This window comes from Microbacterium zouquanmingi (assembly GCF_052266695.1).
Classification (GTDB): domain Bacteria; phylum Actinomycetota; class Actinomycetes; order Actinomycetales; family Microbacteriaceae; genus Microbacterium.
The window spans coordinates 477,574-502,663 of the sequence record NZ_JBQPQZ010000003.1 but is presented as its reverse complement, the minus strand read 5'-3'; the positions used below and the strand labels follow the sequence as shown (position 1 = coordinate 502,663).

Below are 25,090 nucleotides of genomic sequence, written 5' to 3'. Positions count from 1 at the left end.
CGGCCATCACAACCAGGCCCGCAGGGCAACTTCTCAATCTTACCCGCCTCGTTCAGCTTGTCAAATCGACGCGCTGACCGGATCAGTGATCCGCTACGCAGTCCAGATGAACCGCAGAAGAGGTGGGATCTCCCATCCTAGTCGTAAACGACCAGGCCTTCAAGTGAAGGACTCGGGAGGTGTTTCTCCGCTTGAGGGGGGTGAGGCCTTCCGGCCTTTCCGCTTCCCTGTGGGGCGAACAAGTAATAACTTACGCGGGATCCAGACCTTCGGCAAATCGGGGCGGAATCCCTGGCGTGTCGCGCTGCTTCACAGGCCGGCTCGACCTCCACCAGATACGCGAAGAGGGCCCCTGCCGGATAGACAGGGACCCTCTTCACACACTCAGAGTGCGGGTTACGCGACTCAGATGCTGTTGACGTCCAGCGGGATGCCGGGGCCGAAGGTCGTCGAGACGACACCCTTCTGGATGTAGCGTCCCTTTGCGCTCGACGGCTTGAGGCGAACGATCTCCTCGAGAGCAGTACCGATGTTCTCATCGAGCTGCTCTGCGGTGAAGGACGCCTTGCCAACGACGAAATGCACGTTGGCGTGCTTGTCGACGCGGAACTCGATCTTTCCGCCCTTGATCTCCTCAACGGCCTTGGCCGGGTTCGGAGTCACGGTGCCGGTCTTCGGGTTCGGCATGAGGCCACGGGGTCCGAGGACCTTTCCGAGGCGACCGACCTGGCCCATGAGCTCAGGGGTCGACACTGCCGAGTCGAAGTCGGTCCAGCCTGCGCCGACCTTTTCGATGAGTTCGGCACCGCCGACCTCATCAGCACCAGCTGCGATTGCAGCCTCCGCTGCCGGGCCCGTCGCGAACACGATGACGCGAGCGGTCTTACCGGTACCGTGCGGCAGGATGACGGTGCCGCGCACCATCTGGTCCGCCTTGCGCGGGTCGACAGCGAGCTTCAGCGCGACCTCGACGGTCGAGTTGAACTTCGCCGAACCGGTCTCCTTCGCGAGAGCGACTGCCTCGGTCGGAGTGTAGAAACGGTCTGCCTCGATCTTCTCGGCGGCAGCCTTGTAAGCCTTGGACTTTGCCATGATTATTCCCCTCAGCCCTCGACCGTGATGCCCATGGAACGGGCGGTGCCGGCGATGATCTTCGAGGCAGCCTCGATGTCGTTTGCGTTCAGGTCAGCCTGCTTGGTCTCAGCGATCTGGCGGACCTGATCCTTCGTGATCTTTCCGACCTTGACGGTGTGCGGCGTGGCGGAAGCCTTCTGCACGCCAGCAGCCTTCTTGATGAGCTCCGCAGCCGGCGGAGTCTTCAGGATGAACGTGAAGCTGCGGTCTTCGTAGACGGTGATCTCGACCGGAACGACGTTGCCGCGCTGCGACTCGGTCGCGGCGTTGTACGCCTTGCAGAACTCCATGATGTTCACGCCGTGCTGACCGAGCGCGGGACCGATCGGCGGCGCGGGGTTGGCTGCGCCGGCGTTGATCTGGAGCTTGATCAGGCCGGTCACCTTCTTCTTAGGTGCCATTTCCTTTTCCTTTCATCGAGCGGACGCATGACGCTCCCGCTCTCCCACACACCGGCATCTCCGGAATGTGGTGTGTTCTGCGCGCGTCCTTCGACAAGCTCAGGAACCAGGCGCACAAACCATCCAAGTGTACCCGATGCGAAACGCCCCGCCGGCACAGGCCGACGGGGCGTTCTCCGCGAGTGCGGATCAGAGCATCTTGGTGACCTGCTCGAACGACAGCTCGACCGGGGTCTCACGCTCGAACAGCGAGACGAGCACGGTGAGCTTGCCGCTCTCGGGCTTGATCTCACTGATCGAACCGGGCAGGCCCGCGAACGAGCCTTCCTTGATCGTGATGGTCTCGCCGACCTCGAAGTCGATCTCCGCAGGGATCGAGCGGGCGACAGCCACGCCTCCCTTGGACTGAACGTTCTTCGCGGTCGGAATGTCCTTGACCTCGACGAGCGCCTTCAGCATGTTGAAGGCCTCTTCGAAGCGCAATGGCGTCGGGTTGTGAGCGTTGCCCACGAAGCCGGTGACGCCAGGGGTGTGACGAACGACCGACCAGGTGTCCTCGTTGAGTTCCATGCGGACGAGCACGTAGCCCGGGATGCGCACGCGAGTGACCATCTTTCGCTGGCCGTTCTTGATCTCGACGACGTCCTCCATCGGGACCTCGACCTGGTAGATGTCGTCCTCGACCTCGAGCGTCGACTTGCGCTGCTCGATGTTGGCCTTCACCTTGCGCTCGAAACCGGCGTAGGAGTGGATCACGTACCACTTGCCCGGGAGCATCCGCAGGTCCATGCGGAAGGACTCGTAAGGGTCTTCTTCTGCAGGAGCTGCCGACTCATCCTCGTCGCCGTTCACATCAGGACCCTCGTAGGGGGTGACTTCTTCTGCGGCGGCCGCGTCGGCCTCCGCAACGTCTTCGGCGGCAGACTCGGTGAGCACCTCAGCGGCGGCTTCGGTCTCTGCGGTCTCGTCCAGGTTCAGAGCGTCGTTCACGATCGCGTCAGCCTCCGGGTCGTTGATCTCGATGTCTTCTGCGCCTTCATCATCGGCATCATCGTCGTCTCCTTCGATGTGCACCGCCTCATGCTCAGCAGCGGAAGACGACTTCTCTTCCGAGGCGAGGATGTTGCCCTCTTGCGCCTCGTCGTCCTCGCTGGACTGCTCCGCGGCGGTCGCCCAGTCGGCGTCGTCGGAATATCGTTCAGACACGTTATTTCTTTCCAATCAGTGCGGTCGGAACCGCGGGAGCGACGCTTACTGCGGCACCCCGAAGACCTGGGCCGTCAGCCACGAGAAGGCGGTGTCCAGGCCGTAGACCATCGCCATCATGATGGCCACGAACACCAGCACGACCGCGGTGAACTTGAACAGTTCCTTGCGAGTCGGGGTGACGACCTTGCGGAGTTCGCCGATGACCTGGCGGAAGAACAGTGCGATCCGGCCGAAGAAGCCGAGTCGCTTCACGCTGGCGGCGCCGCCACCGGCGACGATGTCGCCGCGCGGTTCGTCCTGATCCATCATGAATGTACCTTTCGTGTGTCAGCGTGGCGCTGACGCGCAGGGCGGACAGGAATCGAACCTGCAACCTGCGGTTTTGGAGACCGCTGCTCTGCCAATTGAGCTACCGCCCTAAAGCCCCTGCGGACTCGGGATCTGCCTCTGCCCCGCACCCGAAGGCACGAGAAAAGAATGCAGACAACTGCCTGACCAGTGTACGGCATGCCGCGGGGCGCGGCGAACCGGAACTGTGATGACGGTCTCTGCTCGACCTCAGAACAGCTGGCGCCAGTTGGCCTTCGCCAGGTCGAGCAGTTCGTCGCCACGACCAGACATCACGGTGCGGATCGCGTAGAGCGCGAAACCCTTCACCTGCTCCGCGGTGACGGCGGGCGGCATCGAGAGTTCCTGACGCTCGGTGACGACGTCCAGCAGCGCGGGGCCGTCGTGGGCGAGCACTTCGGCGACGGCATCCGAAAGGTCTTCGCTGCGCTCCACTCGACGCGCGAAGATCCCCAACGCTTCCGCAACGGCGGCGAAGTTCGGATTGTCAAGATCTGTGGCGTAGGTGACAAAGCCCGCCGCCTTCATCTCGAGCTCGACGAAATTGAGCGAGGAATTGTTCACCACGATCGTCTTGACCGGCAGCCGGTTCTGAGTGAGAGTGATGAGCTCGCCGAGCATCATCGCCAGCCCCCCATCCCCCGCGAGCGCGACCACCTGCCGCTCTGGCTGAGCCGTCTGCGCTCCGATGCCGTGCATGAGAGCGTTCGCCATCGAACCATGCGTGAACGAACCGATGAGCCTGCGCCTGCCGTTCATACTCAGATAGCGCGCAGCCCAGACTGTGGGCGAACCGACGTCCGCGGTGAAGACCGCGTCCTCGGCCGCGTGCTCGTCGAGGAGCCTGGCGAGATACTGCGGGTGGATGGGGTTGTTCCCCTTCGACGGCACGGCGAGCTCATCGAGTTTTGCCCGCGTCCTGCGATAGTGGGCGACCGCGTCGTCGAGATGCGAACGATCGCTCTTGTGCGCCACGCGCGGCAGCAGTGCTTCTGCCGTCGCTTTGACATCGCCGACGAGACCGAGATCAAGCGGATGCCGTTTACCCAGCTGCGCGCCGCGAATGTCGACCTGGATCGTCGTAGCACCATCGGGGTAGAACTGCGTGTACGGGAAGTCCGAGCCGAGCACGAGGAGGGTGTCAGCGTCTTCCATCGCACGGTAGCCCGAGGCGAATCCGAGAAGGCCGGTCATCCCGACGTCGAAAGGATTGTCGTACTCGATGAACTCCTTGCCGCGCAAAGCATGCACGACCGGGGCGCCCAGGCGGTCGGCGAGTGCCACCACCTCATCGTGAGCGCCCTCGGTGCCGGCACCGGCGAGAATGGTCACCTTCTTCGCCGCGTTCAGCAGTTCGGCTGCTTTCTCCAGCTCCGCACCGCTGGGCACGATGAAGGGCCTGGCCCGTTCGATCACTGTGGCGCGGTTCACCGGCACCTCGGCGAGAGCCACCTCGCCAGGGATCACGAGTACCGCGACGCCGCGCTCTTCGATTGCCGCGCGCATCGCGATCTCCAACAGCCTCGGCATCTGCACGGGGTCCGCGACGTACTCGACGTAGACACTGCACTCGCGGAAGAGCTCCTGCGGATGCGTCTCCTGGAAGTAGCCGGAGCCGATTTCGCTCGTCGGGATGTGCGCGGCGATCGCGAGCACGGGCACCCGCGAGCGCTGCGCGTCAAACAGTCCATTGATCAGATGCAGGTTGCCCGGTCCGCACGAACCCGCGACCACCGCCAACTCGCCCGTGATCGCCGCATCCGCCGCTGCGGCGAACGCCGCAGACTCCTCGTGGCGCACGTGCAGCCACCGGATCGTGCCGTCTTTGCGGAGCGCATCGGTGAAGCCGTTGAGCGAATCTCCTGGAATGCCGTAGACCCGATCGATGTGATTCGCACGAAGAGTCTGGACGAGGTTCTCTGCGACAGTGACCATGGCTCCGACCATAGTGGCGGGAGGCGCGCGTTGTCAGTAGAGCTGCACGCCGTCCCGTGCCTCTATCTGTTGCCGGAACGCCGCGGGACCAACAGAGAGCCCCCGCATCCGCTCACGCGGGCGCCGAGGGCTCTCTGGGAGAGGTGTTCGTCAGCCCATCGGGATGACTGCGTACGTCAGCCAGGTGAGGAGGAACCCGGCGACACCCAGCACGGTGGTCAGCGGTGTCCACGTGCGCAACCCGTCCTTGACCGAGAGCCCGAGGTAGCGCGTGACGACCCAGAAGCCGGAGTCGTTCACGTGGCTGAGCCCAAGCGCACCGTAGCCGATCGCAACCGCGACCAGCGCGATGTGGATCGTGTCGAGTCCGAGCACCGACACGGTCGGCAGCAGCAGGCCGGCTGTCGTGGTGATCGCGACGGTGGCCGAGCCCTGAGCTGCACGCATGATGAGCGAGATGAGGAACGCTGCCAGCAGAATCGGCATGCCGCTTCCCGCCATCAGCTCGGCGACAGCACCGCCGATGCCGGTCTCGGTGAGGATCTTCCCGAAGGCGCCACCTGCACCCGTGACGAGGATGATGACCGCGGCCGAGGGCAGTGCCGACTCCATGACCTCGCCGAGCTTGGCCGGCGACCATCCGCGACGGACGCCGAGGAAGAACATCGCCGCAGCGATCGCGACCATGAGCGCGAAGATCGGCTGACCGATCATCGACAGGAAGCCGTTCCAGAACGTTCCGGCTTCGAAAGTCGGAGCGACGGTGGTGCCGATCATGATGAGCACGAGCGGCAGCAGGATGAGCCCGAGCACCGTGAACGCGCTCGGTGCCTTCTCGCCCTCGCCCAGTCCGGCGTTGAGCGACGTCTTCTCGGTACCGAAGCTCTCGAACATCTCCTTCGTCGCCTCGATCATCGCGTACTCGCGACGGTTGATGAGCTTGCCGACCCAGTAAGAGAGAGCGGCGAGCGGGATCGAGATGATCAGCGAGAAGATCAGCACCCAGCCCATGTCCGCGCCGAGGATCGTGGCGCCGCCGACGATTCCGGGGTGCGGCGGGACGGCCACGTGCACCGCGAGCATGATGCCAGCGACAGGGAGACCGAACTTGATCGGGCTCAGGCCCGCGAGCTTCGAGAACGCGAAGATGATCGGCACGAGGATGATGAATCCGGCATCGAAGAAGACCGGAATGGCCAGGATGCCGGCGGCGATCACCAGGGCGATGCCGACCCGCTTCGGGCCGAGCCACTTCGTGAACTTTCCGGCGAGCGCATCCGCCCCTCCGGAGAGTTCGATGATCTTGCCGAGCATCGAGCCGAGAGCCACGAGGACGGCGACGGAACCGAGCGTGCCGCCGACACCGGCGATGATCGCCTGGATGATGCCGAGTTGTTCCGGCGTATCGCCGCTCGCCGGGATGGTGGTCATCGGCAGGCCGGCAGCAATGCCGACGAGGATCGACACGAGGATGAGGGCGTAGAAGGCCTGCATCTTGAATCGGATGATCAGCAGGAGCAGCAGCGCGAGCCCTGCGACTCCGATCGCGATCAACGCGGGAAGAGGGAGCATCTCTGGATCTGTTCTTTCGGTTTCAGGGGCGCGGGTGCGCCCTCATGGTAATGGGAATCAGGACAGACGCTCAGGGGCGATGACGCGGATCACCGCAGAGTCATCCAGGGCCCCGAGTCCCTGCGCTTCGCCGAGCAGGAAGAGCTGCTCGGCCGCACCTGCGACGGGCGTGGACAGGTGCGCGGCACGGGCAGCGTTCCCGACGATGCCGAGGTCCTTGACGAAGATGTCCAGACGGCTGAGCACCTCGGCGCCTTCCTCGTCGTAGGCCTGCAGTGAGCGCGGCCCACGGTTGCCGAGCATGAAGGAGTTCGCCGCTCCCGCGGTGAGAGCCTCGAGCGTCTTCTCCCGGTCAAGACCCAGAGCGTCAGCGAGCGCGAGTGCTTCTGCGGCCGCAGCGATGTGCACACCGCACAGCAGCTGGTTGACCGTCTTCAGCGCCTGCCCGTCGCCGGGTTTGTCCCCCACGATCGACAGCGTCGATGCGAGCTGCTCGAGAACCGGACGGGCGACTTCGAGAGCCGAAGGCGCAGCACCCACGACGATGAGCAGATCTCCCTCTCCTGCGCGGACGGGACCGCCGGAGAGCGGAGCATCTACCAGCTGGGCGCCGTGCCCTGCCAGGCGATCGGCGATCTCGCCGATGCCGTCCGTGCCGACAGTGCTGGTGAGGATCACAACCGCGCCGTCGGCGAGGTGTGGGGCCAGCCCCGTCTCGCCGAACAGCAGATCGTTCAGCTGCGCGCCGGTGCGGACCGCGACGAGCACGGCCTGCGCGCCAGCAACCGCTTCGGCAGCGGATGCCGCGGGCGTGACGCCCTGCTCCGATGCGAGCGCGACGCGAGCTTCGGCGATGTCGAAGCCGCGCACCTCGAAGCGCTCCGCAAGACGTGTGGCCATCGGGAGGCCCATTGCTCCCAGGCCGATGACGGCAACAGCAGAAGTCATGACAGTTCCTTTCGAATCTCAGTGAGCGTCGGCGAGCGTCGCGACGACGCGGGCCAGCGAATCGGTGTCGCCGACGTTTCCGGCGAAGACGATGTACGGGATGCCGACGGCGGGGCCGGTCTGCGGCTGCCAGAGCGACACGATGCCGGGGAGCATCGGTCCGAGCACGGTCGCACGGCGGATCTCAAGCGCTTCGCTGGCCACATCGCTCGAGGTGATTCCGCCCTTGGCGATGACGAAGCGTGGCGGGGCGATCGCGAGCACCCGGCGAACGAGGTCGACCACGCCGCTGGAGACCCGTCGAGCGATCTCGAGGCTTTCCTCGCCGTCGGCTCCGGTGACGAGCTCACGCGTGGTGTGCACGATGACCGACCCTGACGAGAGCGCATCGGCGACCGCGTGCGCCTGCTCGGTCAGGTGCGCCTCGCGACGATCGTCGATCAGCTGGCGAACATCCAGCTCGACGGTGACGGTGTCTGGACGCTGACGGCGCAGCTCTTCGAGCTGAACCGTAGTGAGCGGCACATGGCTGCCGACGACGACGAGTCCCCCGCGGTCGTACGCGAACGGGATGTCTGCTGACGAGACTGGTTCGGCGATGTCCTGACCGACGTGGGCACGGACGTAGGGCGGCCCCACCCGCAGCAGGACTTCGCGTTCCAGGCCGTGCAGCGCGAGAGCGACAACACGCATATCGCTCTCATCGACGACGTCGACGGCGATGACGGATCCCGACGGCACCTCGCTCAGGAACGCCGTGACCGCCTCCACACCGGCACGGATGATGTCGATCGTGAGGGCAGCGACCGCAGCGGCGGGGATCCGCCCCTCGGTCTTCTCGGCGACCCAATCACGGAGATCGGAGGAGGCGAACCCGAACGTGGCATCCTGCGCGAACGGCGTCTCACCAACCGGAGTCGCCTCGCCGTCGGTGACCCAGTAGTGCACCGAGTCGACGGTGATGCGGCCAGCATCCGGGAACGCGGGCACCAGCAGCGTCAGCTGCGGGGCGGCGCCGCCGTGCGCGACGATCTCTGCGGAGAGCACATCGGTCTCGAGCGGGAAGTGTCCGCGCAGCGTCGAGTCTCCGCGCGAAACGAACGTGACACGGCGATCGGCGTCGGATGCCGCGGCAAGCGCGACAGCGACGACCTCGCGGTTGCGCTCTGCCGCGGTCTGCTCATCGAGGGAGCGCGTGTTCGTGAGCACGTAGATAGCCGGCGCACCAGTGGCGAAGGCCTCTGCGAGGTCGGCTTTCTCCCACCGAGTGAGCACAGGGAGATTCGCGACGGACTGCGTGCCGGTGGGGTCGTCGTCCAGAACGACGAGGACTCCCTGCGGATCGAGTGAGGCGCGAACCGCCGCAGCGTCGATATCGACCGGAGCCGGGATGCCGGCGAGAAGCGCGTCGATGTGCACAGGAACTCCTTCGTTCAGAGGGATCAGGTGAAACCGGGACGGGTTATCCGATATCAGATAACGAGCGTACGCCTAAATCCATCCCGACGCAAGCATCAGCATGCGACGATCGCGCCGCTCACTCGCCCAGAACGTAGCGCAGAAGGTCGTCCCTCGTCTGCTTCATGTGGCTGGCCATCGCCTCGCGCGCGGCATCCGCTGACCGGGTGCGCATCGCCTCGAGCACCAAAGCGTGCTCAGCGAGCGCATGTTCGCGGATCTCGAGCACCGCACTGGTCTCGCTGCGCGAGTCCTGCAGCATCGTGGTGAGCGGGCGAACGGATGCGACCAGGATCCGGTTGTCTGCGGCACTGAAGATCACATCGTGGAACGCGAGGTCGGCGTCGACGAACCCCGGCACGTCGCCGTGCGTGTGAGCGGCATGCATCTTCTCGAGCAGTTCTTCCAGCAGCGCGATGTGCTCGTCTGTGGCGCGGGGCGCTGCGAGCTCAGCCGCTCCGGTCTCGAACATCACGCGCATATCCAGCAGCTCGAGCGATGAACGGCGGCGCGCTCCCCCGCTGCGTGAGTACCGCACCACGGCTTCGAGGCCGGTCCACTCATCGACCGGGGCGACCCGGTGCCTGCTGCCGGGAACCGGGACGATGACACCCTGCGCCTGCAGCAGGCGCACCCCTTCGCGGAGGGTGAGCCTGGACACGCCGAGAAGCTCCGCGAGATCGGCCTCAGCAGGAAGTGTCTCCCCCGCGACGAGACGACCGGCGATGATCTCATCGAGCAGCCCGTCGACGACGGACTGCGTGCGGGTGATGCGCTCGATCTTCATAGCTCCACGGTACTGGTCGGAGCATGCAGCACCCGCCGCAGACGCCTATGCCGTGCGGATGAGCTTCTTGTTGACGAACTCGTCAGCTGCCAGCAGCCCCAGCTCGCGCGAAGTACCGCTGCGCTTGACGCCGCCGAAGGGCAGCTCCGGGCTGTCGGCGAGGACGAGGTTGACGTAGACCATGCCCGCTTCGATCCGGTCGGCGACCCGCTCGGCCTGCTCGGCGTCGGTCGTGAACAGGTACGAGCCGAGACCGAAGGGCGTGTCGTTGGCGAGAGCCACCGCGGCGTCCTCGTCGGCCACCCGGTAGATGACGGCAGCCGGGCCGAACAGCTCTTCGCGATAGGCATCCATGTCGGGTGTGACGTCTGTCAGCACCGTCGGCTTGAAGAACGCGCCGTCATGACTGCCACCGGTGAGCAGCGTCGCACCCTGCGATACGGCCCGATCGATCTGCTCCTGCAGGTGCTCCGCGGCAACCTGTGACGCCAGCGGGCCGAGCACAGTGTCATCCAGCATCGGGTCAGTTGCCGTCACAGCAGACATGGCCGCGGTGAACTTCGAAACGAACGCGTCGTACAGATCGTCGACGATGATGAACCGCTTGGCGCCGTTGCAGGCCTGACCGTTGTTGTCCAGGCGTGCGTCGACACCGGCCTGTACCGTGGCGTCCAGGTCGTCGGTGGACAGCACGATGAACGGGTCCGAGCCGCCGAGCTCGAGCGCGACCTTCTTCAGATTGCGCCCTGCGACCTCGGCGACTGCCGCCCCTGCTCGCTCGGAGCCGGTCAGTGAGACACCCTGCACGCGCGGGTCGGCGATGAGACCTGCGATCTGCTCGTTCGTCGCGAGGATGTTCACGTACGCGCCCTCAGGGAAGCCGGCATCCAGATAGATCTGCGCGAGAGCCGTCGACGACTCAGGGCACTGCGGCGCGGGCTTCAGCAGAATCGTGTTGCCGACGATGAGGTTGGGGGCGGCGAAGCGGACGATCTGGTAAGCCGGGAAGTTCCACGGCATGATCCCGATGAGCGGACCCAGCGAGTCTCGACGAATGACCGCCGTGCCGTCGCCGAGGATCGCAATCGACTGATCGGCCATGATGGCCTCCGCCTGGTCGGCGTAGTACTCGGCGATGTCGGCGGCGAAGTCGACCTCGCCCAGCGCTGCCTCGCGAGGCTTGCCCATCTCGCGCACGAAGATGTCCGCGAGTTCCTCCCGGCGCTCTCGATGCAGCTCTGCCGCACGGCGCAGGAGCGCCGCCCGCTCGGCGACCGTGGATGCGCGCGACCAGCCTCGGTGCGCAGCATCTGCTGCGGCGATGGCTTCCTCGATCTGCGCGTCGGCGAACGTGTCGTAGGCGGCGAGGGTCTGGCCCGTGGCCGGGTTGACGACGGCGTAGTCGGTCATGATCGTCCTCTCAGTCGTGCGGTCTTTCGATCAGTCATTCGGGATCAGCGTGTACTTCGTGGAGAGGTATTCATGGATGCCCTCGAACCCGCCCTCGCGGCCGACGCCAGACTGCTTGACGCCGCCGAAGGGGGCGGCCGCATTGGACACGACCCCTACGTTCAGACCCATCATGCCGGTTTCCAGCGCGTCGATCATCCGATGGCCGCGGGCGAGGTCCTGTGTGAACACGTAGGAGACGAGACCGTACTCGGTGTCGTTCGCGAGGCGCACGGCCTCTTCCTCGGTCTCGAAGGTCGCGATCGCGAGCACCGGGCCGAAGATCTCCTCGCGGAGAATGTCGCTTCCCTTCGCCACGTCGGTGATGACGGTCGGCTCGAAGAACGTTCCCTCGCCGTCGATCGCGCTGCCACCGGTGCGAACACTCGCGCCTCGGTCGACAGCATCCTTGACGAGCTCGACAGCTTTGTCGACAGCATCCGCATCGATGAGCGGGCCGATCGCAACCCCGTCTTCGGTTCCGCGACCGATCTTCATGGCCTTCACGCGCTCGGTGACCCGGTCGGCGAAGTCGGTCGCCACCGCGGAGTGCACGATGAACCGGTTCGCTGCCGTGCACGCCTGACCGATGTTACGGAACTTCGCAGCCATCGCGCCCTCCACAGCCTTATCGAGGTCGGCGTCATCGAACACGACGAACGGCGCGTTTCCGCCGAGCTCCATCGATACGCGCAGCACTCCCTCTGCAGCCTGCGAGATGAGCTTGCGTCCGACCTCGGTCGAACCGGTGAAGGACAGCTTGCGCAGCCGGGGGTCGGCGATGATCGGCGCAGACAGCTTCGACGACGAAGAAGTCTGCACGACGTTGACGACACCGGCTGGCAGCCCTGCCTCCTCGAGCAGCTTGGTGAAGAACATCGTCGTCAGCGGGGTCAGTGCCGGGGGCTTGATGACGACAGTGCAGCCTGCGGCGAGCGCCGGAGCGATCTTGCGCGTGGCCATCGCGAACGGGAAGTTCCACGGCGTGATGAAGAACGAAGGCCCCACTGGACGCTGCGAGACGACCATGCGACCGGTGCCCTCAGGGTTGGTGCCGTACCGCCCCGAGATGCGCACCGCTTCTTCGCTGAACCAGCGCAGGAACTCTCCGCCGTAGACGACCTCGCCGCGGGCTTCAGCCAGGGGCTTGCCCATCTCGAGCGTCATGAGCAGAGCGAGGTCCTCCTTGTGCTCCTGCACGAGGTCGAAGGCACGGCGGAGGATCTCGCTGCGGGTGCGCGCCGGTGTCGCCGCCCACCCGTCTTGCGCCGCAGCGGCGGCATCGAGAGCGCGGATGCCGTCATCGGCCGAGGCATCGGCGATCGAGGCGATCACCGCGTTCGTCGCGGGATCACGCACGTCGAAGGTGCGTCCGCCTTCGGCGTCGGTCCATTCACCCCCGATGAACAGTCCCTTCGGAACGCTGTCGAGCAGTGCGGTCTCGTTCGCTGCGAGTGCGATGGTCATCGGTCTCTCTTTCGGTGGGTGGTGAAGCTGTTTATCGGCGGCGCAGGCTGGCCGGAGCGTCTATCGCAAGCGTCTCGCCGCGGAAGAACGCCGGGCGTCGTACCGCCTGCCAGATCATGATGATGACGCCGAGGACGATCACTGTGACGCCCAGGATGAACACCAGACCGACACCACCGATGTTCGATCCGCTGCCGTAGTCGGGGTTCATGCTGTCGACGAGAGTCATCACGAACAGTGCGGCCAGGATAACGCCGCCGACGAGCGGGAACAGCAGGGTGAACACGAACGTGCGCGCCGAATCGAACCACTGCTTGCGGAAGTACCAGACGCAGGCGAACGCGGTGATGCCGTAGTAGAAGCAGATCATCATGCCGAGCGCGGTGATGGTGTCCCAGAGCACGTCCTCGCTGATGAAGCGCATCACCGCATAGAAGGCGGATGCCACGATCGATGCCACGACCGTCGCGTAGCCAGGGGTGAAGAAGCGCGGGCTCACCTTGGCGAAGCTGCCAGGCAGCGCCCCGTAGTGCCCCATCGCCAGCAGCGTTCGGGCGGGCGAGACGAACGTCGATTGCAGAGAGGACGCCGAGCTGGTGAGCACAGCGAGGGACACGAGAAACGCGAGCGGCCCGAGGATGGGCCCTGACAGATAGAAGAAGACGTTGCCCTGGATGTCTCCGTTGCCCAGACCCAGCTCCCCCGTGCCGATCCCTGCGAACGACAGCAGCGAGATCGACAGCAGCAGATAGAGGACGACGATCGTGATCACCGTGAGGGTCGCGGCTCGCCCCGGGGTCCTCTCGGGGTCCTTGGTCTCCTCGTTCATCGTGAGCGTGACATCCCACCCCCAGAAGATGAAGATCGACAGCGAGAGACCGGCCACGACCGCACCGACCGATCCGACGGCGAACGGGTTGAACCAGCTCAACTCGATCGGGCTCGCGTCGAAGGCATTGCCCTGGGCGACCTGCACGAACGCCGTGATCGAGAAGACCAGCAGCACCAGCACCTGGAATCCGACCAGGAAGTACTGCAGCTTCTGCGTCGTCTGCATATCGCGATACGAGACGAGGGTGGCGCCGAGCATGAACAGCAGACACACCGCGACGTTGATGAACGGGTTGAAGGCCAGTTCGGCGATCGTGCCGGGGCTTCCGGCGATCTGGTCGATCAGCAGAAAGAGGAACTCCACCGCGATGCCCGCGAGATTGGAGAGCACGAGGATCGTGGCCGCGATGAGGCCCCACCCGGCCATCCATCCCACCCACGGGCCGAAGGCGCGGGCGGCCCACGTGAACGAAGTGCCCGAGTCGGGCATGCTGCGGTTGAGTTCGCGATAGCCGAAGGCGACCAAGAGCATCGGGATGAAGCCGACGAGGATGATCGCCGGCACTTGGAAGCCGACCTCTGAGACGGTCGGGCCCAGGGCCGCGGTGAGCGTGTATGCCGGAGCGATACACGAGATGCCGATGACGACGGCGCCGATGAGGCCGACGGTTCCGGCGCTCAGCCCTTTCTGCGATAGCCCGCCGGTGACAGGTGCCGGTTCTTCAGTGTGGGGCGTGGCGCTCATGCGAGGTCTCCTTCGACCTGGGCACCGGTGCGGGTGCGTGGCACGACGATCATGGGTACGGGGAGCACGTGCAGCATCTTCGCCGCCGTCGATCCGAGGAAGAGTCGGCGCGGCTGGGCGAGCCGACTCGAGCCGACGAGGATGACCTCGCCGGGAAGCCAGGACAGGTGCGAGACCGCGTCCTCGACGGTGTCTCCTGGTGCCTGCTCCACCGTGGCGGTGATGCCAGCGGGGAGCGTCTTCTCCGCAGTGGCGAGCACCTCATCGGCATGTCCGCCTGCCACGACGCGGATCGCGCCGGTATCGAGCCCTGGCGGCACATCGAAAGGCACGAGCGACACAAGACGAAGTGCGCTCGCGCTGTCGGCGGCGAGCGCCACCGCCTCGTCGAGCAGCACATCGGCGCCGGTTCTGGTGCCGAGTGCCGCGGTGATGCGAGGCACGGACAGTTCCGCCTGCTTCGCCGTTCCAGAAGGTGCCAGCGCGACGGGGATCGGCGAGGAGTGCAGGAGAGCGGATGCCACCCCGCCCAGCCGGTGACGGCCGAAGATAGCGCCAGCAGCGGCACCGACGACGATGAGCCGGGCACCGAACTCTTCACCGGCAGCGATGAGCCCTTCGGCGAATGACTCCGCGAAGCGCACGTGTCCGCTGCGAGTGAGGTCCTGCGGAATCTCGGCCATCGCGTCGGAGAGCCACTTCTTGCCCTGTTCGCGGATCACGTCCTCATAGGCGCGCTCCGGTGGAACAGCCGCACTGCGGGTGCCCTCTGAGGGGAGCACGATCACCAGGTGCAGGCGCGCGCCGAGACTGCGCGCGAGGCGGGCGCCGAGGGCAGCGGCATCCGCCCCTGACTCTGTCGCGGTGTACCCGACGACGATCGTGCCGCTCATCGCACACCGCCTGTGGATGCGCCGGCCGACCGGCTCGCATCGACGATGTTCGAGGCGACGAGGTGTCCCATGCGGATGGCGCCGTCGACGTGCTGATAGCCCGCTCCGGCGAGGTCGCTGCAGGCGAAGTGGATCGGACCGACGGGAGTTCGAAGGTCGGCACCATAGCGGTGCAGGCCGCCCATGTCGAAGCTGGCGGCATAAGCGCCGCGCGTCCACTCCTCACTGCCCCAGTCACTCTCGTAGTACACGACCGGGTTCAGCGCCTCTGACCCGTAGTAGTGCGAGAGGGACTCGAGGATGCGCTGCTTGCGCTCCTCGGCCGACAGCGTGAACAGGTCGTCAGCGTGCTGGTCGCTGACGAAACCGACCAGGGTCCCGCGCTCATCGCCGTGGTTGGTGTTGTCGTAGGCCTCATGCGAGAGCTCGTACGGGCTGAACGCCGTGCCGCTCAGGCCCTGCTCGCGCCAGAACGGCCGATCATAGACGGCGTGCACCTTGATGACGAAGCCCATCGATAGATGCTGATGCAGCTGGTGCTGGCGACGCGGCATCGGCGGGACGAACGAGATGCGGCTGTAGAGGATCGGCGCGTGCGCGAGGATCGCGAATCGCGCCCTGACGGTGAGCCCGTCCGTCGTCACGGTGACGCCGCCGGTCCCTGAAGGGTCCCACTCCAGGGTTCGAACCGGCTGGTCGAGCACGACGTCTTCGCCGAGACGTTCGGCGAGCCGCAGCGGCACCTGCTGGAGTCCGCCGATCACCCGCTTGTCGAGGATGAAGTCGGCGTCGACGAGATTCGAATACGAACCAGCGGATGCTGCCATCAGCAGCGACTGCAGCAGTGAGAACGCGTGGGTCGGCTTGGTGAGCATCGCAGACCCGGTGGCGAAGGCGAGGTTGCGCACTGCCTCGTCATCGTCGGTCTGTTCACGCAGCCACGCGTCCCAGGAGATCTCGTCCCATTCCTGCGCCTTGGCATGAGCCCAGGGACGATCCGGGTCGATCTCGGCGACCATCGCGTCGAGCTGCGCGGTGATGTCATCGATGACCTTCTCGGTCTCCGCTGTGACGGGGAACATCTCGCCCGTGAAGCGCTTGGTGACGCCATCGGGCCCGACGTAGACGCTGTCGCCATCGCGATAGCGATCGAAGGTCTCAAGGCCGAGCTCCTCGATCATGTCTTTCAGCGCGTCCTGGTCGGGCGAGACCCACTGCCCGCCGATCTCGAGCATGGCGCCGTCGATGACGTCGGTCCACAGCCGGCCGCCGACGCGGTCACGCGCTTCCAGCACTGCAACGGAGAGCCCCGCCCTGCGCAGGTCGTTCGCAGCGGTCAGGCCCGCCGCTCCTGCTCCGACGATGACGACGTCCCGTGTGATCTCAGCCATCTGCAACTCCCTTGTTGTAGGTGCCGGTCGCGGAATCGGAATCCCCCGACCCGCCCGCGACCGGACGTTCTCAGACCCCGGCGAGAGCCGCGGCCACGATGTCGATTCCCTCGTTGAGCAGATCGTCGCCGATGGACAGCGGCGGCAGGAATCGGATGACATTGCCGTAGGTGCCGCAGGTCAGCACGATCACGCCCTGGGCGATGGCCGTCTTCGCGACAGCCGCGGTGAGCGCGGCATCCGGGGCGTTGGTCTCCGGATCGACGAACTCTGCGGCGATCATCGCGCCGTGTCCGCGCACATCCCCGATGCGGGCATCCGATGCCTGCAGCTCGCGAAGGCGACCGCCGAGGATCTCGCCGATCCGCTGTGCGCGCTCGATGACACCATCGTTCTCGAACACATCGATTGCGGCGAGCGCTGCGGCACACGCGATCGGGTTGCCGCCGTAGGTGCCGCCGAGTCCGCCTGCGTGAGAAGCGTCCATGATCTCTGCGCGGCCGGTGACGGCCGCGAGCGGGAGGCCTCCGGCAATCCCCTTCGCCGTGGTGATCAGGTCGGGCTCGATGCCGAAGATCTCGCTGGCGAACATGTGCCCTGTGCGCGCGAACCCGGTCTGGACCTCATCGGCGATGAACACGACACCGTTCTCGCGGCACCAGTCCACGAGTGCGGGGAGGAAGCCCTCTGCGGGAACGATGAACCCGCCTTCGCCCTGGATCGGCTCGACGATGATGGCCGCGAGGTTGTCTGCGCCGATCTGCTTCTCGATCTGCGAGATCGCGCGCGCTGCCGCCTCGGGACCGGCGAGCCCGTCACGGAACGGGTATGACATCGGCGCGCGGTAGACCTCGGGGGCGAACGGTCCGAAGCCGCTCTTGTACGGCATCGACTTCGCCGTCAGCGCCATGGTGAGGTTGGTGCGGCCGTGGTAACCGTGATCGAAGGCGACGACGGCCTGGCGTCCGGTGTGCTTGCGGGCGATCTTGATCGCGTTCTCTACGGCCTCAGCACCCGAGTTGAACAGTGCGCTCTTCTTCGCGAAGCCGCCAGGGGTGAGCCGGTTCAGCGCCTCGGCCACTTCGATGTACGACTCATACGGAGAGATCATGAAGCAGGTGTGCGTGAACTGCGCGGCCTGCGCGGCGACAGCGGCTGCGATCTTCGGGTGCGCGTTGCCGACAGTGGTGACGGCGATTCCGCTTCCGAGGTCGATGAGTGAGTTGCCATCAGCATCCACGACGACACCGCCACCGGCAGCCACAGCTGCGACGGGAACGGTGTGGCCCACACCAGCAGGAACAGCATCTGCTTTGCGCGCGAGGATGGCCGCGGATCGCGGTCCAGGCAGATCGGTGACCAGGCGACGCTCCTGCGGGAGGTCGGGACCACCGAGAGTCGTGACGGAAGGTGCGGAATCAAGGAGTGCCATAGTCGTGAGCGTAGACCCGGCAGACCAACCCTGCACTCGCCGGACTGTATGATTCTGGTAGAAAATTCGCCAGAGCGTATAGCAGAGGATGCCGTGGACCAACCGACACTGCGCGCGTTGCTGAATCGCGGGGATCTCGGACTTCGGCTCATCACGGAGCAGGACGACGGAGTGGACCGCGTTCTGCGCTGGGTGCACTCCTCCGACCTCGCAGACCCCACCCCGTTCCTGGCCGACGATCTCGCCCTCCTCACCACCGGGAGCCAGTTCCGTGACGGGAATGAAGAAGACATCGCCGAGTACGTCACCCGGCTCGCTGCCCACGGAATCGTGGGGCTCGGCTTCGGCACCGGAGTGCAGCAGCGCGACGTGCCGGAGCGTCTCATCGAGGCCTGTGCCGACGCGGGGATTCCCCTGTTCGAGGTGCCCTATGACACTCCGTTCATCGCGATCGCGCGCGCCCACGCCGAAGCGATCGCCGCGCAGACCTACGCACGACAGACCTGGGCGCTGGACACCCATCGGGCGCTCGCGATCGCAGCCCTCCGCCCACGCGGACTCGAATCCGCACTCACAGAACTCGCACGCCGGCTCGACCGCTGGGTCGGCATGTTCGACGCATCGGGAGTGCTCGTTCACGAGCATCCGCAAAAAGGGGTGCGCGCCGACGAGATCAACGCGCTCACTGCGCGCGCGACCGAACTCCTCAGCCGCGGCACCGAAGCCGGACAGTCGTTGACGCTCGGCACAGAATCATTCACCCTGTTCACGCTCGGGCGCACCGGGCATCTGCGCGGTCTGATCGGCATCGGCACGGCATCGCTGGATGCGCAGTCGCGCACGGTCGTCACCTCGGTGATCGCGATGGCCGGGCTCGCTGTCGAGCAGAACGAACAGCTCACCATAGCCCGTCGTCGGCTGCGGACCAGCGTGCTCGAGTCGCTGCTTCTCGACGACCCGACCCTGGCCCGACATGTGCTGGGCTCCATCCCCTCCGCACCGATCGTGGTGGCGATTGCGGACTCCGATGCGTCGGCGGACGCGCTCGACCAGTGGTGGAAGCGGCAGCGTGCCGGCCACGGCACCATGGTCCTCGACGCGGATTCGGATCTGGGCCTCACCATGGTCGTGACAGCTGACGATGCCGGCCTGTTCGACGAGCTGGCGGCGAGCGTCGGCATCCGCATCGGGGTGTCCGATCCAGAGGACTACGAGGCGTTCTCGCGCGCGCACACGCAGGCGGGTGTCGCGCTGACACAGGCTCGTTCACAGGAGGAGAGCGCAGCGGTGCACTACGCGGACACCATTGCGACCAGCATCCTCGGCGTACTCGCCACAGATGAGGCGAGACTCGTCGCTCAGTCACGCCTCGCGCCACTGCATGCCGACGGACGCGATCTTGAACACTCGCTGCGCACGTGGCTGGCCCATGACGCCAGGATCGAATCTGCCGCAGAGGCGCTGGGCATCCATCGCCACACGCTGCGAGCGCGCATCGCGGACGCTTCCCGACTGCTGGGGATGGACCTCTCGTCGTTCCCCGCGCGCGCCGAGCTGTGGGCCGCGCTGCAGACGGCCTGAGCCGCCGCGTCAGCTTGGCGGCAGCGCGACAGGAGACTTCTTGCGTGACCGTCGCCCGCTTCCTGCGTCATCGTCACCGAGCTGTCGCAGTGCCCAATCGATCCTCACGAGCGCCATGATCGCGGCGGACGCCGCGGGGCTCGCGCCGGTGGGGAGTCGGTCAAGAGCCAGGACTGCGTCCGATCGCGTCGTCTGGTCTCCCGCATCCGCCCCGCCCAGCGAGTGTCGCGCTTCGGCGATCGATCCTCTGACCTCATCGATCGACTCGTCCACGACCTGACGTGTCGCCGCGCGCACGTCTGTGGCGCTGGCGGACTCGACTGTCACGGTGCTCTGCACGAGGCGGGCCGCGGAACGAGTGGTGATGTACATGAGATGGACGGCGGTCGTCTCTCGCTGCGATCTGCTCAGACGGAAAGCGGCCGTCATCGAGGAGACCGCACGATCAGCGTCGGCCTGGGCTGCTTCGAGCGCATCCAGTCTCGATAGCACATCGGCCGAATGCTGCGGGGAACCGAGCGCCGACGACACCGACTGCAGCAGCGCGTCGAGCGCGTCCAGATACACCTTCGCCGTGGCCGCCAGCACAGGTCGGGAGTTCGTCGACGCGATCAGGTACGCGCAGATCACCCCGATAGCCGCTCCCGAGACCGTCTCGACGACACGCAGTTCGAGGATGCTGGTGTCCAGCACTCCCAGCAGACCGTAGAGCGCGACCAGCATAACCGTCATCGAGAAGGCCGAGTAGACGTAGTTCAAAGGCCCCAAGTACAGCATGCAGAACACACTGAGCACGCAGATGCTGACCAGGATCACGTCATTGTGCCCCGCGAGTATCACCGGAACGATGCCGACGACGATGCCGAGCGCGGTGCCGGCGACCCGTCGATACGCTCGGGTGAGGATGCCGCCGCGCGTGGTCGCACCGACGAAGATCACGAATGCGGTCATCACGGCCCAGTACCAGCGTGAGGCCGAGATTGCCTCACCGACGACCGACGCCACGGATGCGGCGATCATCGCCTGCACCGCCATGCGGCTGCTCGCCTGCCACTGCCCCCAAGGGAGCCAGCGAATCGAGCGATGGTGCTCTTCCGCAACCTTCGGCGAGCGCGAGGCGGAGTCGTTCACCCTGCGGCCGTCATGCACCAGCCCATGCGAGAGGTTGATGGCACGCAGTCGCGCGTGCGCGAGCGTGCTCTGCGCCACCAGATAGTTCTCGAAGTCACCGCCCTGGTCGCTACGGGTGACCGCCTGTTCGGCCCAGGCCGTGGCTTCCGCGGTGCGACTGGTGGAGGCGTGGTCGTCGAGAAGCACTTCGAGGTGGGCGAGCGTCACAGGCGGCGCGTGAGCGGATGCTGCGCTCGAAGGCGCGGCGTGCCTGGCAAGTTCGTAACAGGCCTCTTCGGTGTCGACGCGAGCATCCAGCACCCGCTCGGCAAGCGTGTCTTCGTCGCAAGCGATAAAGCGGTCGGTCGGGAAGTGCTGCTGCCAGGCGGCGATCGCCCGACCGACTTCATCGAGGCGCGCAAGGCTCATGCGCAGCGCACTTCCGTGGCCATCACGCGATGCCGTTCGCAGAGCAGCGGCAGAGGCAGCACGCAGCTCTCGCAGCAGCACCTCGATCTCTGCCCGCGGTCTCTTCAGCAGCAGGACCAGTCGAACCACAAGCTGCGCGGCGACAGCGGTGAGGCCGATCAGGAGGAACGCAGGAAGCGCGTCGATCGTCGGTTTCATGAAGAGGGTGAAGAAGTACCCCATGAAGCCGAGCGAGCCGAGTGACGCAGCCCGCGGACCGAACCGGCGGACCCAGATCGCTGCCCCGGTCAACACGATGAATACGCCGATGAGCACCGGGCGATACGCCGAAAGCAGTGTCGCGGCAGCGATCACGAGCCCGAGTACTGGCAGCATGAGTGCTGTCGTTCCCGCTCTGCCCGCCGCGGAGCGGTCATGGACCATGTTGCCCGCCATCACCGACAGGAAGATCGCCATCGCGAGGAGCCCGCTGTCGGCATGGAGTGCCTTGATGATCGCCATTCCGGCCGCGGCGCTGGCCAGCGCACCCGCCGCGACGCCGATCGCAACGGTGAGCCGCGCCCTGCCCGGATCACGCGAGGCGAAGACATCTGCGAGGCGCGAGCGAGCAGTCATCTCATCATCCTCCGGTTAGTGCGTGCGGCTCCCCCAGACTAGCCAACATCCCGCTCGTCATCCGCGAGAGCGCTGCAGAGTCAGCGCGGAGCGTGCGCCTCGAGGAACTCGTACACGTCCGTGGTGTCGACACCGGGGAAAGACCCGGTCGGCAGGGTCGCGAGCAGCGTGCGCGGAGTCTTCACGTTCGGCCACGACTGCTCGCGCCAACGCTCCTCGAGGTCGGCGGGAGCCCGGCGGCAGCACACCTCGACGGAGTGCTTCGAAACACCGCGGTTCGCGGTGTCTCGGCCGACGAACCACTTCGTGTCATCGAAGCGCACGCCGACGCTCACCGAGTGCAAGCCCTCGCTGGATGCCTCGACCCGTGCCGTGCACCAGTAAGTGCCGTTCCCGGTGTCGGTGTACTGGTAGTACGGGTTGAAGCGGTCGTCCTCGTCGAACACGACCCGGCTCGTCCACCGGCGGCAGCACATCTGACCCTCAATGGAACCCAACCGGTCGGTCGGGAAGTTCACGTCGTCGTTCTCGTAGGCCTTGGTGATCGTTCCCGACTCGTGCACCTTCAGGAAGTGCACCGGAATGTCGAGGTGCCGCGTGGCGAGGTTGGTGAAACGGTGCGCCGCGGTCTCGTATGAGACCGAGTACGTGTCGCGCAGGTCTTCGATCGAAATCGCTCTGCGCTGCTTCGCATCCTTCAGCGACGGGACGATGTGCGTCTCGGGGATCAGTAGCGCGCCTGTGAGGTAGTTCGTCTCGACCCGCTGACGAAGGAACTCGGCGTAGCTGCGCGGTTCGGCGTGCCCGAGGATGCGACTCGAGAGCGCTTGCAGCACCGCGGTGCGCGCGTCGCCCTTCGCCGAAACACTGCTCGACAGGTACAGCCGACCGTTGGCGAGGTCGGCCACGCTGCGCGTGGTCTGCGGCAGGTCGGGCGCGTAATGCAGGGTGAACCCGAGGTATGCGGCGATCTCGGATGCTGTGCGTTGAGTCAATGGTCCGCCAGGGTGCCCGACCGCGCTGAGGATCTCAGCGGCGCGAACCTCCAGATCCTCGAAGTGGTTGTCCTGATCGCGCATCAGGTGCCGCAGCTCGACATTCGCACGCCGGGCCTCTTCGGGAGTGGCAGCGCGCTCGTCCCCCAGCCGCTCGATCTCTTCATGCAGGGCGAGAAGAGCCTTGAGCGCCTCCGTCGGCACGGTCTTCGAGATGCGGAACGGATCGATGCCGAGCGCCTGGAAGGTTTGCCCCTTCATCGCGCGCTCGAGAGCGATCTCGGTGGCACTGCGCTCGTCGAGCGGCTCGCCCTCCAGCACCGCGTCGAGGCTGACGCCGAGAGCGCGTGCGATCGCCTGCAGCTGGGTGAGCTTCGGCTCGCGCTTTCCCGTCTCGATCATCGACATCTGACTGGGCGCGCGGTCGACGGCAGAGGCGAGATCCTCGAGCGTCATCCCGCGTGCAGTGCGCAGCTGGCGGATGCGGCGCCCGATGGTGAGAGCATCGGCGTCTTCTGTGATTTCCGGGCCCTGAGCCTGTCGAAGGGTCATCATGCGGCTGATTCTGTCACGAAAGCAGAAATTTGAGAATTCTTCACCTCGAAAATATCCATCTGGACGCCTGAACTTCACACAGAGTGGGTGTCAAGCCACTCCGTAGCTCGACCGAACCGAGGAGACATCATGAGCACTCCCACCGCTGCACCCACCACTGCTCCCACGCAGACCATCCAACAGGGACCGACTCTCACGGTCACCGGCCCCGTCCGCGATCGGTTCGACGAGATCCTCACCCCTGAAGCGCTCGCCTTCCTCACCGAGCTGCACCATCGTTTCGCAGGCCGCCGCCACGACCGCATGGCGGACCGCCTGCGTCGCCGCTTCGAGATCGGCAGTGGCCGCGATCCGCAGTTCCGCGACGACACGAAGCACATCCGTGAAGACGCCGACTGGCGTGTGGCGGGAGCGGGCCCCGGCCTCGAAGATCGCCGCGTGGAGATCACCGGCCCCACCGATCCGAAGATGACCATCAACGCCCTCAATTCGGGCGCGAAGGTCTGGCTCGCCGACCAGGAGGACGCCACCAGCCCCACCTGGCAGAACGTCATCGGCGGCCAGCTGTCGCTGCGCGACGCGATCCTTGGGCGACTGACGTTCACCTCCCCCGAAGGCAAGACTTACGAGGTCACTGCCGAGCAGACTCCCACCATCGTGATGCGCCCGCGCGGCTGGCACCTGGTCGAGAAGCACCTGGCCTTCGTCGACCGAACGGGCCGCAGCATGGCGGCATCCGCTTCTCTGGTCGACTTCGGCCTGTACTTCTTCCACAACGCCAAGGCGCTGATCGACGCGGGTCGCGGGCCGTACTTCTACATCCCCAAGCTCGAATCCAGCGAAGAGGCAGGCCTCTGGGACGACATCTTCACGTTCGCCGAGGACTACGTCGGGATCGATCACGGCACGATCCGCGCCACGGTCCTCATCGAGACGCTGCCGGCGGCCTTCGAGATGGACGAGATCCTCTACGCACTCCGCGATCACTGCGCTGGCCTGAACGCCGGACGCTGGGACTACATCTTCTCGATCATCAAGAACTACCGCGGCCGCGGCGCACGATTCGTGCTGCCGGACCGCAGTGAGATCACGATGACGGTGCCGTTCATGCGGGCGTACACCGAGCTGCTGGTGCAGACCTGCCACAAACGGGGCGCCTTCGCGATCGGCGGCATGAGCGCTTTCATCCCGAACCGTCGGGATGCCGATGTCACAGCAGCCGCGATCGAGAAGGTCACCGCTGACAAGAAGCGAGAGGCCGGCGACGGCTTCGACGGAACCTGGGTCGCCCACCCCGATCTGATCCCCACGGCTCAGGCGGAGTTCGATGCGGTGCTCGGCGATCGGCCGAACCAGATCGACCGACAGCGCGACGATGTCGATGTGAAGGCAGAGCAACTCCTCGACCTGCGCATCGGACGTCCCATCACGGCGGCGGGTGTGCGCGGCAACGTGTCGGTGGCGATCCGCTACATCGAGGCGTGGCTGCGAGGTCTCGGCGCCGTTGCAATCGACAACCTCATGGAGGATGCTGCGACGGCAGAGATCTCGCGTTCGCAGGTGTGGCAGTGGATCCACCAGGACCGCTCCACCCAAGACGGCACCCGCATCACACCGGAGTACATCGAGGGCATCATCACTGAGGTGCTCGCTCAGGCGACGCGCTCTGCGGGAGACCGTTACGACGACGCCGCGGAGATCTTCCGCGAGGTGTCGCTGGGCTCCGAGTTCCCGGCCTTCCTCACGCTGTCGGCCTACTCGAAGTTCCTGGTCGACGAGGACTGACCGCATCGGGCTGTTCTTAC

At 65.8% G+C, this 25,090-nt stretch carries 19 protein-coding genes and 1 tRNA gene; 2 read left to right on the top strand and 18 right to left on the bottom strand.

Annotation, left to right across the window (positions count from 1 at the left end; all coding sequences use genetic code 11):
• Positions 1 to 405 precede the first annotated feature (405 nt).
• From rplA to gabT, 16 genes are all read right to left on the bottom strand, one after another.
• The gene (gene rplA, locus ACTU6U_RS09425; protein ID WP_443468848.1) at positions 406 to 1,092 is read right to left on the bottom strand and encodes a 50S ribosomal protein L1; all 687 of its coding nucleotides are present in this window, start codon (positions 1,090 to 1,092) and stop codon (positions 406 to 408) included.
• Positions 1,093 to 1,103: 11 nt separating this feature from the next.
• Complete coding sequence (rplK, locus tag ACTU6U_RS09420; RefSeq protein ID WP_417508634.1) at positions 1,104 to 1,535, bottom strand: 50S ribosomal protein L11; 432 nt, start codon at positions 1,533 to 1,535, stop codon at positions 1,104 to 1,106.
• A 189-nt stretch (positions 1,536 to 1,724) separates the two neighbouring features.
• Entirely contained in the window at positions 1,725 to 2,741 is a 1,017-nt protein-coding gene (nusG, locus tag ACTU6U_RS09415; protein ID WP_443468847.1) for a transcription termination/antitermination protein NusG, read from the bottom strand.
• Positions 2,742 to 2,786: 45 nt separating this feature from the next.
• Positions 2,787 to 3,050, bottom strand: a complete 264-nt coding sequence (gene secE, locus ACTU6U_RS09410; protein ID WP_443468865.1) for a preprotein translocase subunit SecE — start codon at positions 3,048 to 3,050, stop codon at positions 2,787 to 2,789.
• 40 nt (positions 3,051 to 3,090) lie between these two features.
• Positions 3,091 to 3,163 (bottom strand) — tRNA-Trp (locus tag ACTU6U_RS09405).
• Positions 3,164 to 3,302: 139 nt separating this feature from the next.
• Positions 3,303 to 5,027, bottom strand: coding sequence for a ubiquinone-dependent pyruvate dehydrogenase (poxB, locus tag ACTU6U_RS09400; RefSeq protein WP_443468846.1), 1,725 nt, complete (start codon positions 5,025 to 5,027; stop codon positions 3,303 to 3,305).
• A gap of 150 nt (positions 5,028 to 5,177) precedes the next feature.
• On the bottom strand, positions 5,178 to 6,599 hold the full coding sequence (locus ACTU6U_RS09395; RefSeq protein WP_443468845.1) for a GntP family transporter: 1,422 nt from the start codon (positions 6,597 to 6,599) through the stop codon (positions 5,178 to 5,180).
• Between the two features lie 57 nt (positions 6,600 to 6,656).
• Positions 6,657 to 7,547, bottom strand: coding sequence for an NAD(P)-dependent oxidoreductase (locus ACTU6U_RS09390; RefSeq protein ID WP_443468844.1), 891 nt, complete (start codon positions 7,545 to 7,547; stop codon positions 6,657 to 6,659).
• Positions 7,548 to 7,565: 18 nt separating this feature from the next.
• Positions 7,566 to 8,966 (bottom strand): four-carbon acid sugar kinase family protein, encoded by a 1,401-nt coding sequence (locus ACTU6U_RS09385; protein ID WP_443468843.1) that lies wholly within the window; start codon positions 8,964 to 8,966, stop codon positions 7,566 to 7,568.
• Positions 8,967 to 9,084: 118 nt separating this feature from the next.
• Positions 9,085 to 9,792: a FadR/GntR family transcriptional regulator gene (locus ACTU6U_RS09380; protein ID WP_443468842.1), complete on the bottom strand. Its 708-nt coding sequence runs from the start codon at positions 9,790 to 9,792 to the stop codon at positions 9,085 to 9,087.
• Positions 9,793 to 9,837: 45 nt separating this feature from the next.
• Positions 9,838 to 11,202 (bottom strand): NAD-dependent succinate-semialdehyde dehydrogenase, encoded by a 1,365-nt coding sequence (locus ACTU6U_RS09375; RefSeq protein WP_443468841.1) that lies wholly within the window; start codon positions 11,200 to 11,202, stop codon positions 9,838 to 9,840.
• Between the two features lie 30 nt (positions 11,203 to 11,232).
• Positions 11,233 to 12,708, bottom strand: coding sequence for an NAD-dependent succinate-semialdehyde dehydrogenase (locus ACTU6U_RS09370; RefSeq protein WP_443468840.1), 1,476 nt, complete (start codon positions 12,706 to 12,708; stop codon positions 11,233 to 11,235).
• 31 nt (positions 12,709 to 12,739) lie between these two features.
• Entirely contained in the window at positions 12,740 to 14,284 is a 1,545-nt protein-coding gene (locus ACTU6U_RS09365; RefSeq protein ID WP_443468839.1) for an APC family permease, read from the bottom strand.
• A complete protein-coding gene (locus tag ACTU6U_RS09360; RefSeq protein WP_443468838.1) occupies positions 14,281 to 15,177 on the bottom strand; it encodes a universal stress protein in 897 nt (298 codons plus the stop codon). The genes ACTU6U_RS09365 and ACTU6U_RS09360 overlap by 4 nt, the downstream gene beginning before the upstream one ends.
• Positions 15,174 to 16,568: a flavin monoamine oxidase family protein gene (locus ACTU6U_RS09355; protein WP_443468837.1), complete on the bottom strand. Its 1,395-nt coding sequence runs from the start codon at positions 16,566 to 16,568 to the stop codon at positions 15,174 to 15,176. Before ACTU6U_RS09355 ends, ACTU6U_RS09360 begins: the two co-directional genes overlap by 4 nt.
• Before the next feature lie 70 nt (positions 16,569 to 16,638).
• On the bottom strand, positions 16,639 to 18,000 hold the full coding sequence (gene gabT / locus ACTU6U_RS09350; RefSeq protein ID WP_443468836.1) for a 4-aminobutyrate--2-oxoglutarate transaminase: 1,362 nt from the start codon (positions 17,998 to 18,000) through the stop codon (positions 16,639 to 16,641).
• Positions 18,001 to 18,093: 93 nt separating this feature from the next.
• Here gabT and ACTU6U_RS09345 point away from each other — a divergent pair, with 93 nt between their 5' ends.
• Positions 18,094 to 19,581, top strand: a complete 1,488-nt coding sequence (locus tag ACTU6U_RS09345) for a PucR family transcriptional regulator (protein WP_443468835.1) — start codon at positions 18,094 to 18,096, stop codon at positions 19,579 to 19,581.
• A 9-nt stretch (positions 19,582 to 19,590) separates the two neighbouring features.
• Here the strand turns inward: ACTU6U_RS09345 and ACTU6U_RS09340 are convergent, their stop codons facing one another.
• Both ACTU6U_RS09340 and ACTU6U_RS09335 read right to left on the bottom strand, forming a co-directional pair.
• Entirely contained in the window at positions 19,591 to 21,735 is a 2,145-nt protein-coding gene (locus ACTU6U_RS09340) for an FUSC family protein (protein ID WP_443468834.1), read from the bottom strand.
• An 80-nt stretch (positions 21,736 to 21,815) separates the two neighbouring features.
• Positions 21,816 to 23,285 (bottom strand): helix-turn-helix domain-containing protein, encoded by a 1,470-nt coding sequence (locus ACTU6U_RS09335; protein WP_443468833.1) that lies wholly within the window; start codon positions 23,283 to 23,285, stop codon positions 21,816 to 21,818.
• Positions 23,286 to 23,414: 129 nt separating this feature from the next.
• On the opposite strand from ACTU6U_RS09335, the gene aceB reads away from it, so the two are divergent.
• Positions 23,415 to 25,070 (top strand): malate synthase A, encoded by a 1,656-nt coding sequence (gene aceB, locus ACTU6U_RS09330; RefSeq protein WP_443468832.1) that lies wholly within the window; start codon positions 23,415 to 23,417, stop codon positions 25,068 to 25,070.
• Positions 25,071 to 25,090 lie beyond the last annotated feature (20 nt).

Excerpts from the sequence above, each read along its gene's own strand:
- rplA (WP_443468848.1), bottom strand. The coding sequence starts at position 1,092 with ATGGCAAAGTCCAAGGCTTACAAGGCTGCCGCCGAGAAGATCGAGGCA.
- rplK (WP_417508634.1), bottom strand. The coding sequence starts at position 1,535 with ATGGCACCTAAGAAGAAGGTGACCGGCCTGATCAAGCTCCAGATCAAC.
- secE (WP_443468865.1), bottom strand. The coding sequence starts at position 3,050 with ATGGATCAGGACGAACCGCGCGGCGACATCGTCGCCGGTGGCGGCGCC.
- poxB (WP_443468846.1), bottom strand. The coding sequence starts at position 5,027 with ATGGTCACTGTCGCAGAGAACCTCGTCCAGACTCTTCGTGCGAATCAC.
- ACTU6U_RS09395 (WP_443468845.1), bottom strand. The coding sequence starts at position 6,599 with ATGCTCCCTCTTCCCGCGTTGATCGCGATCGGAGTCGCAGGGCTCGCG.
- ACTU6U_RS09390 (WP_443468844.1), bottom strand. The coding sequence starts at position 7,547 with ATGACTTCTGCTGTTGCCGTCATCGGCCTGGGAGCAATGGGCCTCCCG.
- ACTU6U_RS09380 (WP_443468842.1), bottom strand. The coding sequence starts at position 9,792 with ATGAAGATCGAGCGCATCACCCGCACGCAGTCCGTCGTCGACGGGCTG.
- ACTU6U_RS09375 (WP_443468841.1), bottom strand. The coding sequence starts at position 11,202 with ATGACCGACTACGCCGTCGTCAACCCGGCCACGGGCCAGACCCTCGCC.
- ACTU6U_RS09370 (WP_443468840.1), bottom strand. The coding sequence starts at position 12,708 with ATGACCATCGCACTCGCAGCGAACGAGACCGCACTGCTCGACAGCGTT.
- ACTU6U_RS09365 (WP_443468839.1), bottom strand. The coding sequence starts at position 14,284 with ATGAGCGCCACGCCCCACACTGAAGAACCGGCACCTGTCACCGGCGGG.
- ACTU6U_RS09360 (WP_443468838.1), bottom strand. The coding sequence starts at position 15,177 with ATGAGCGGCACGATCGTCGTCGGGTACACCGCGACAGAGTCAGGGGCG.
- ACTU6U_RS09355 (WP_443468837.1), bottom strand. The coding sequence starts at position 16,568 with ATGGCTGAGATCACACGGGACGTCGTCATCGTCGGAGCAGGAGCGGCG.
- gabT (WP_443468836.1), bottom strand. The coding sequence starts at position 18,000 with ATGGCACTCCTTGATTCCGCACCTTCCGTCACGACTCTCGGTGGTCCC.
- ACTU6U_RS09340 (WP_443468834.1), bottom strand. The coding sequence starts at position 21,735 with ATGACTGCTCGCTCGCGCCTCGCAGATGTCTTCGCCTCGCGTGATCCG.
- ACTU6U_RS09335 (WP_443468833.1), bottom strand. The coding sequence starts at position 23,285 with ATGATGACCCTTCGACAGGCTCAGGGCCCGGAAATCACAGAAGACGCC.
- aceB (WP_443468832.1), top strand. The coding sequence starts at position 23,415 with ATGAGCACTCCCACCGCTGCACCCACCACTGCTCCCACGCAGACCATC.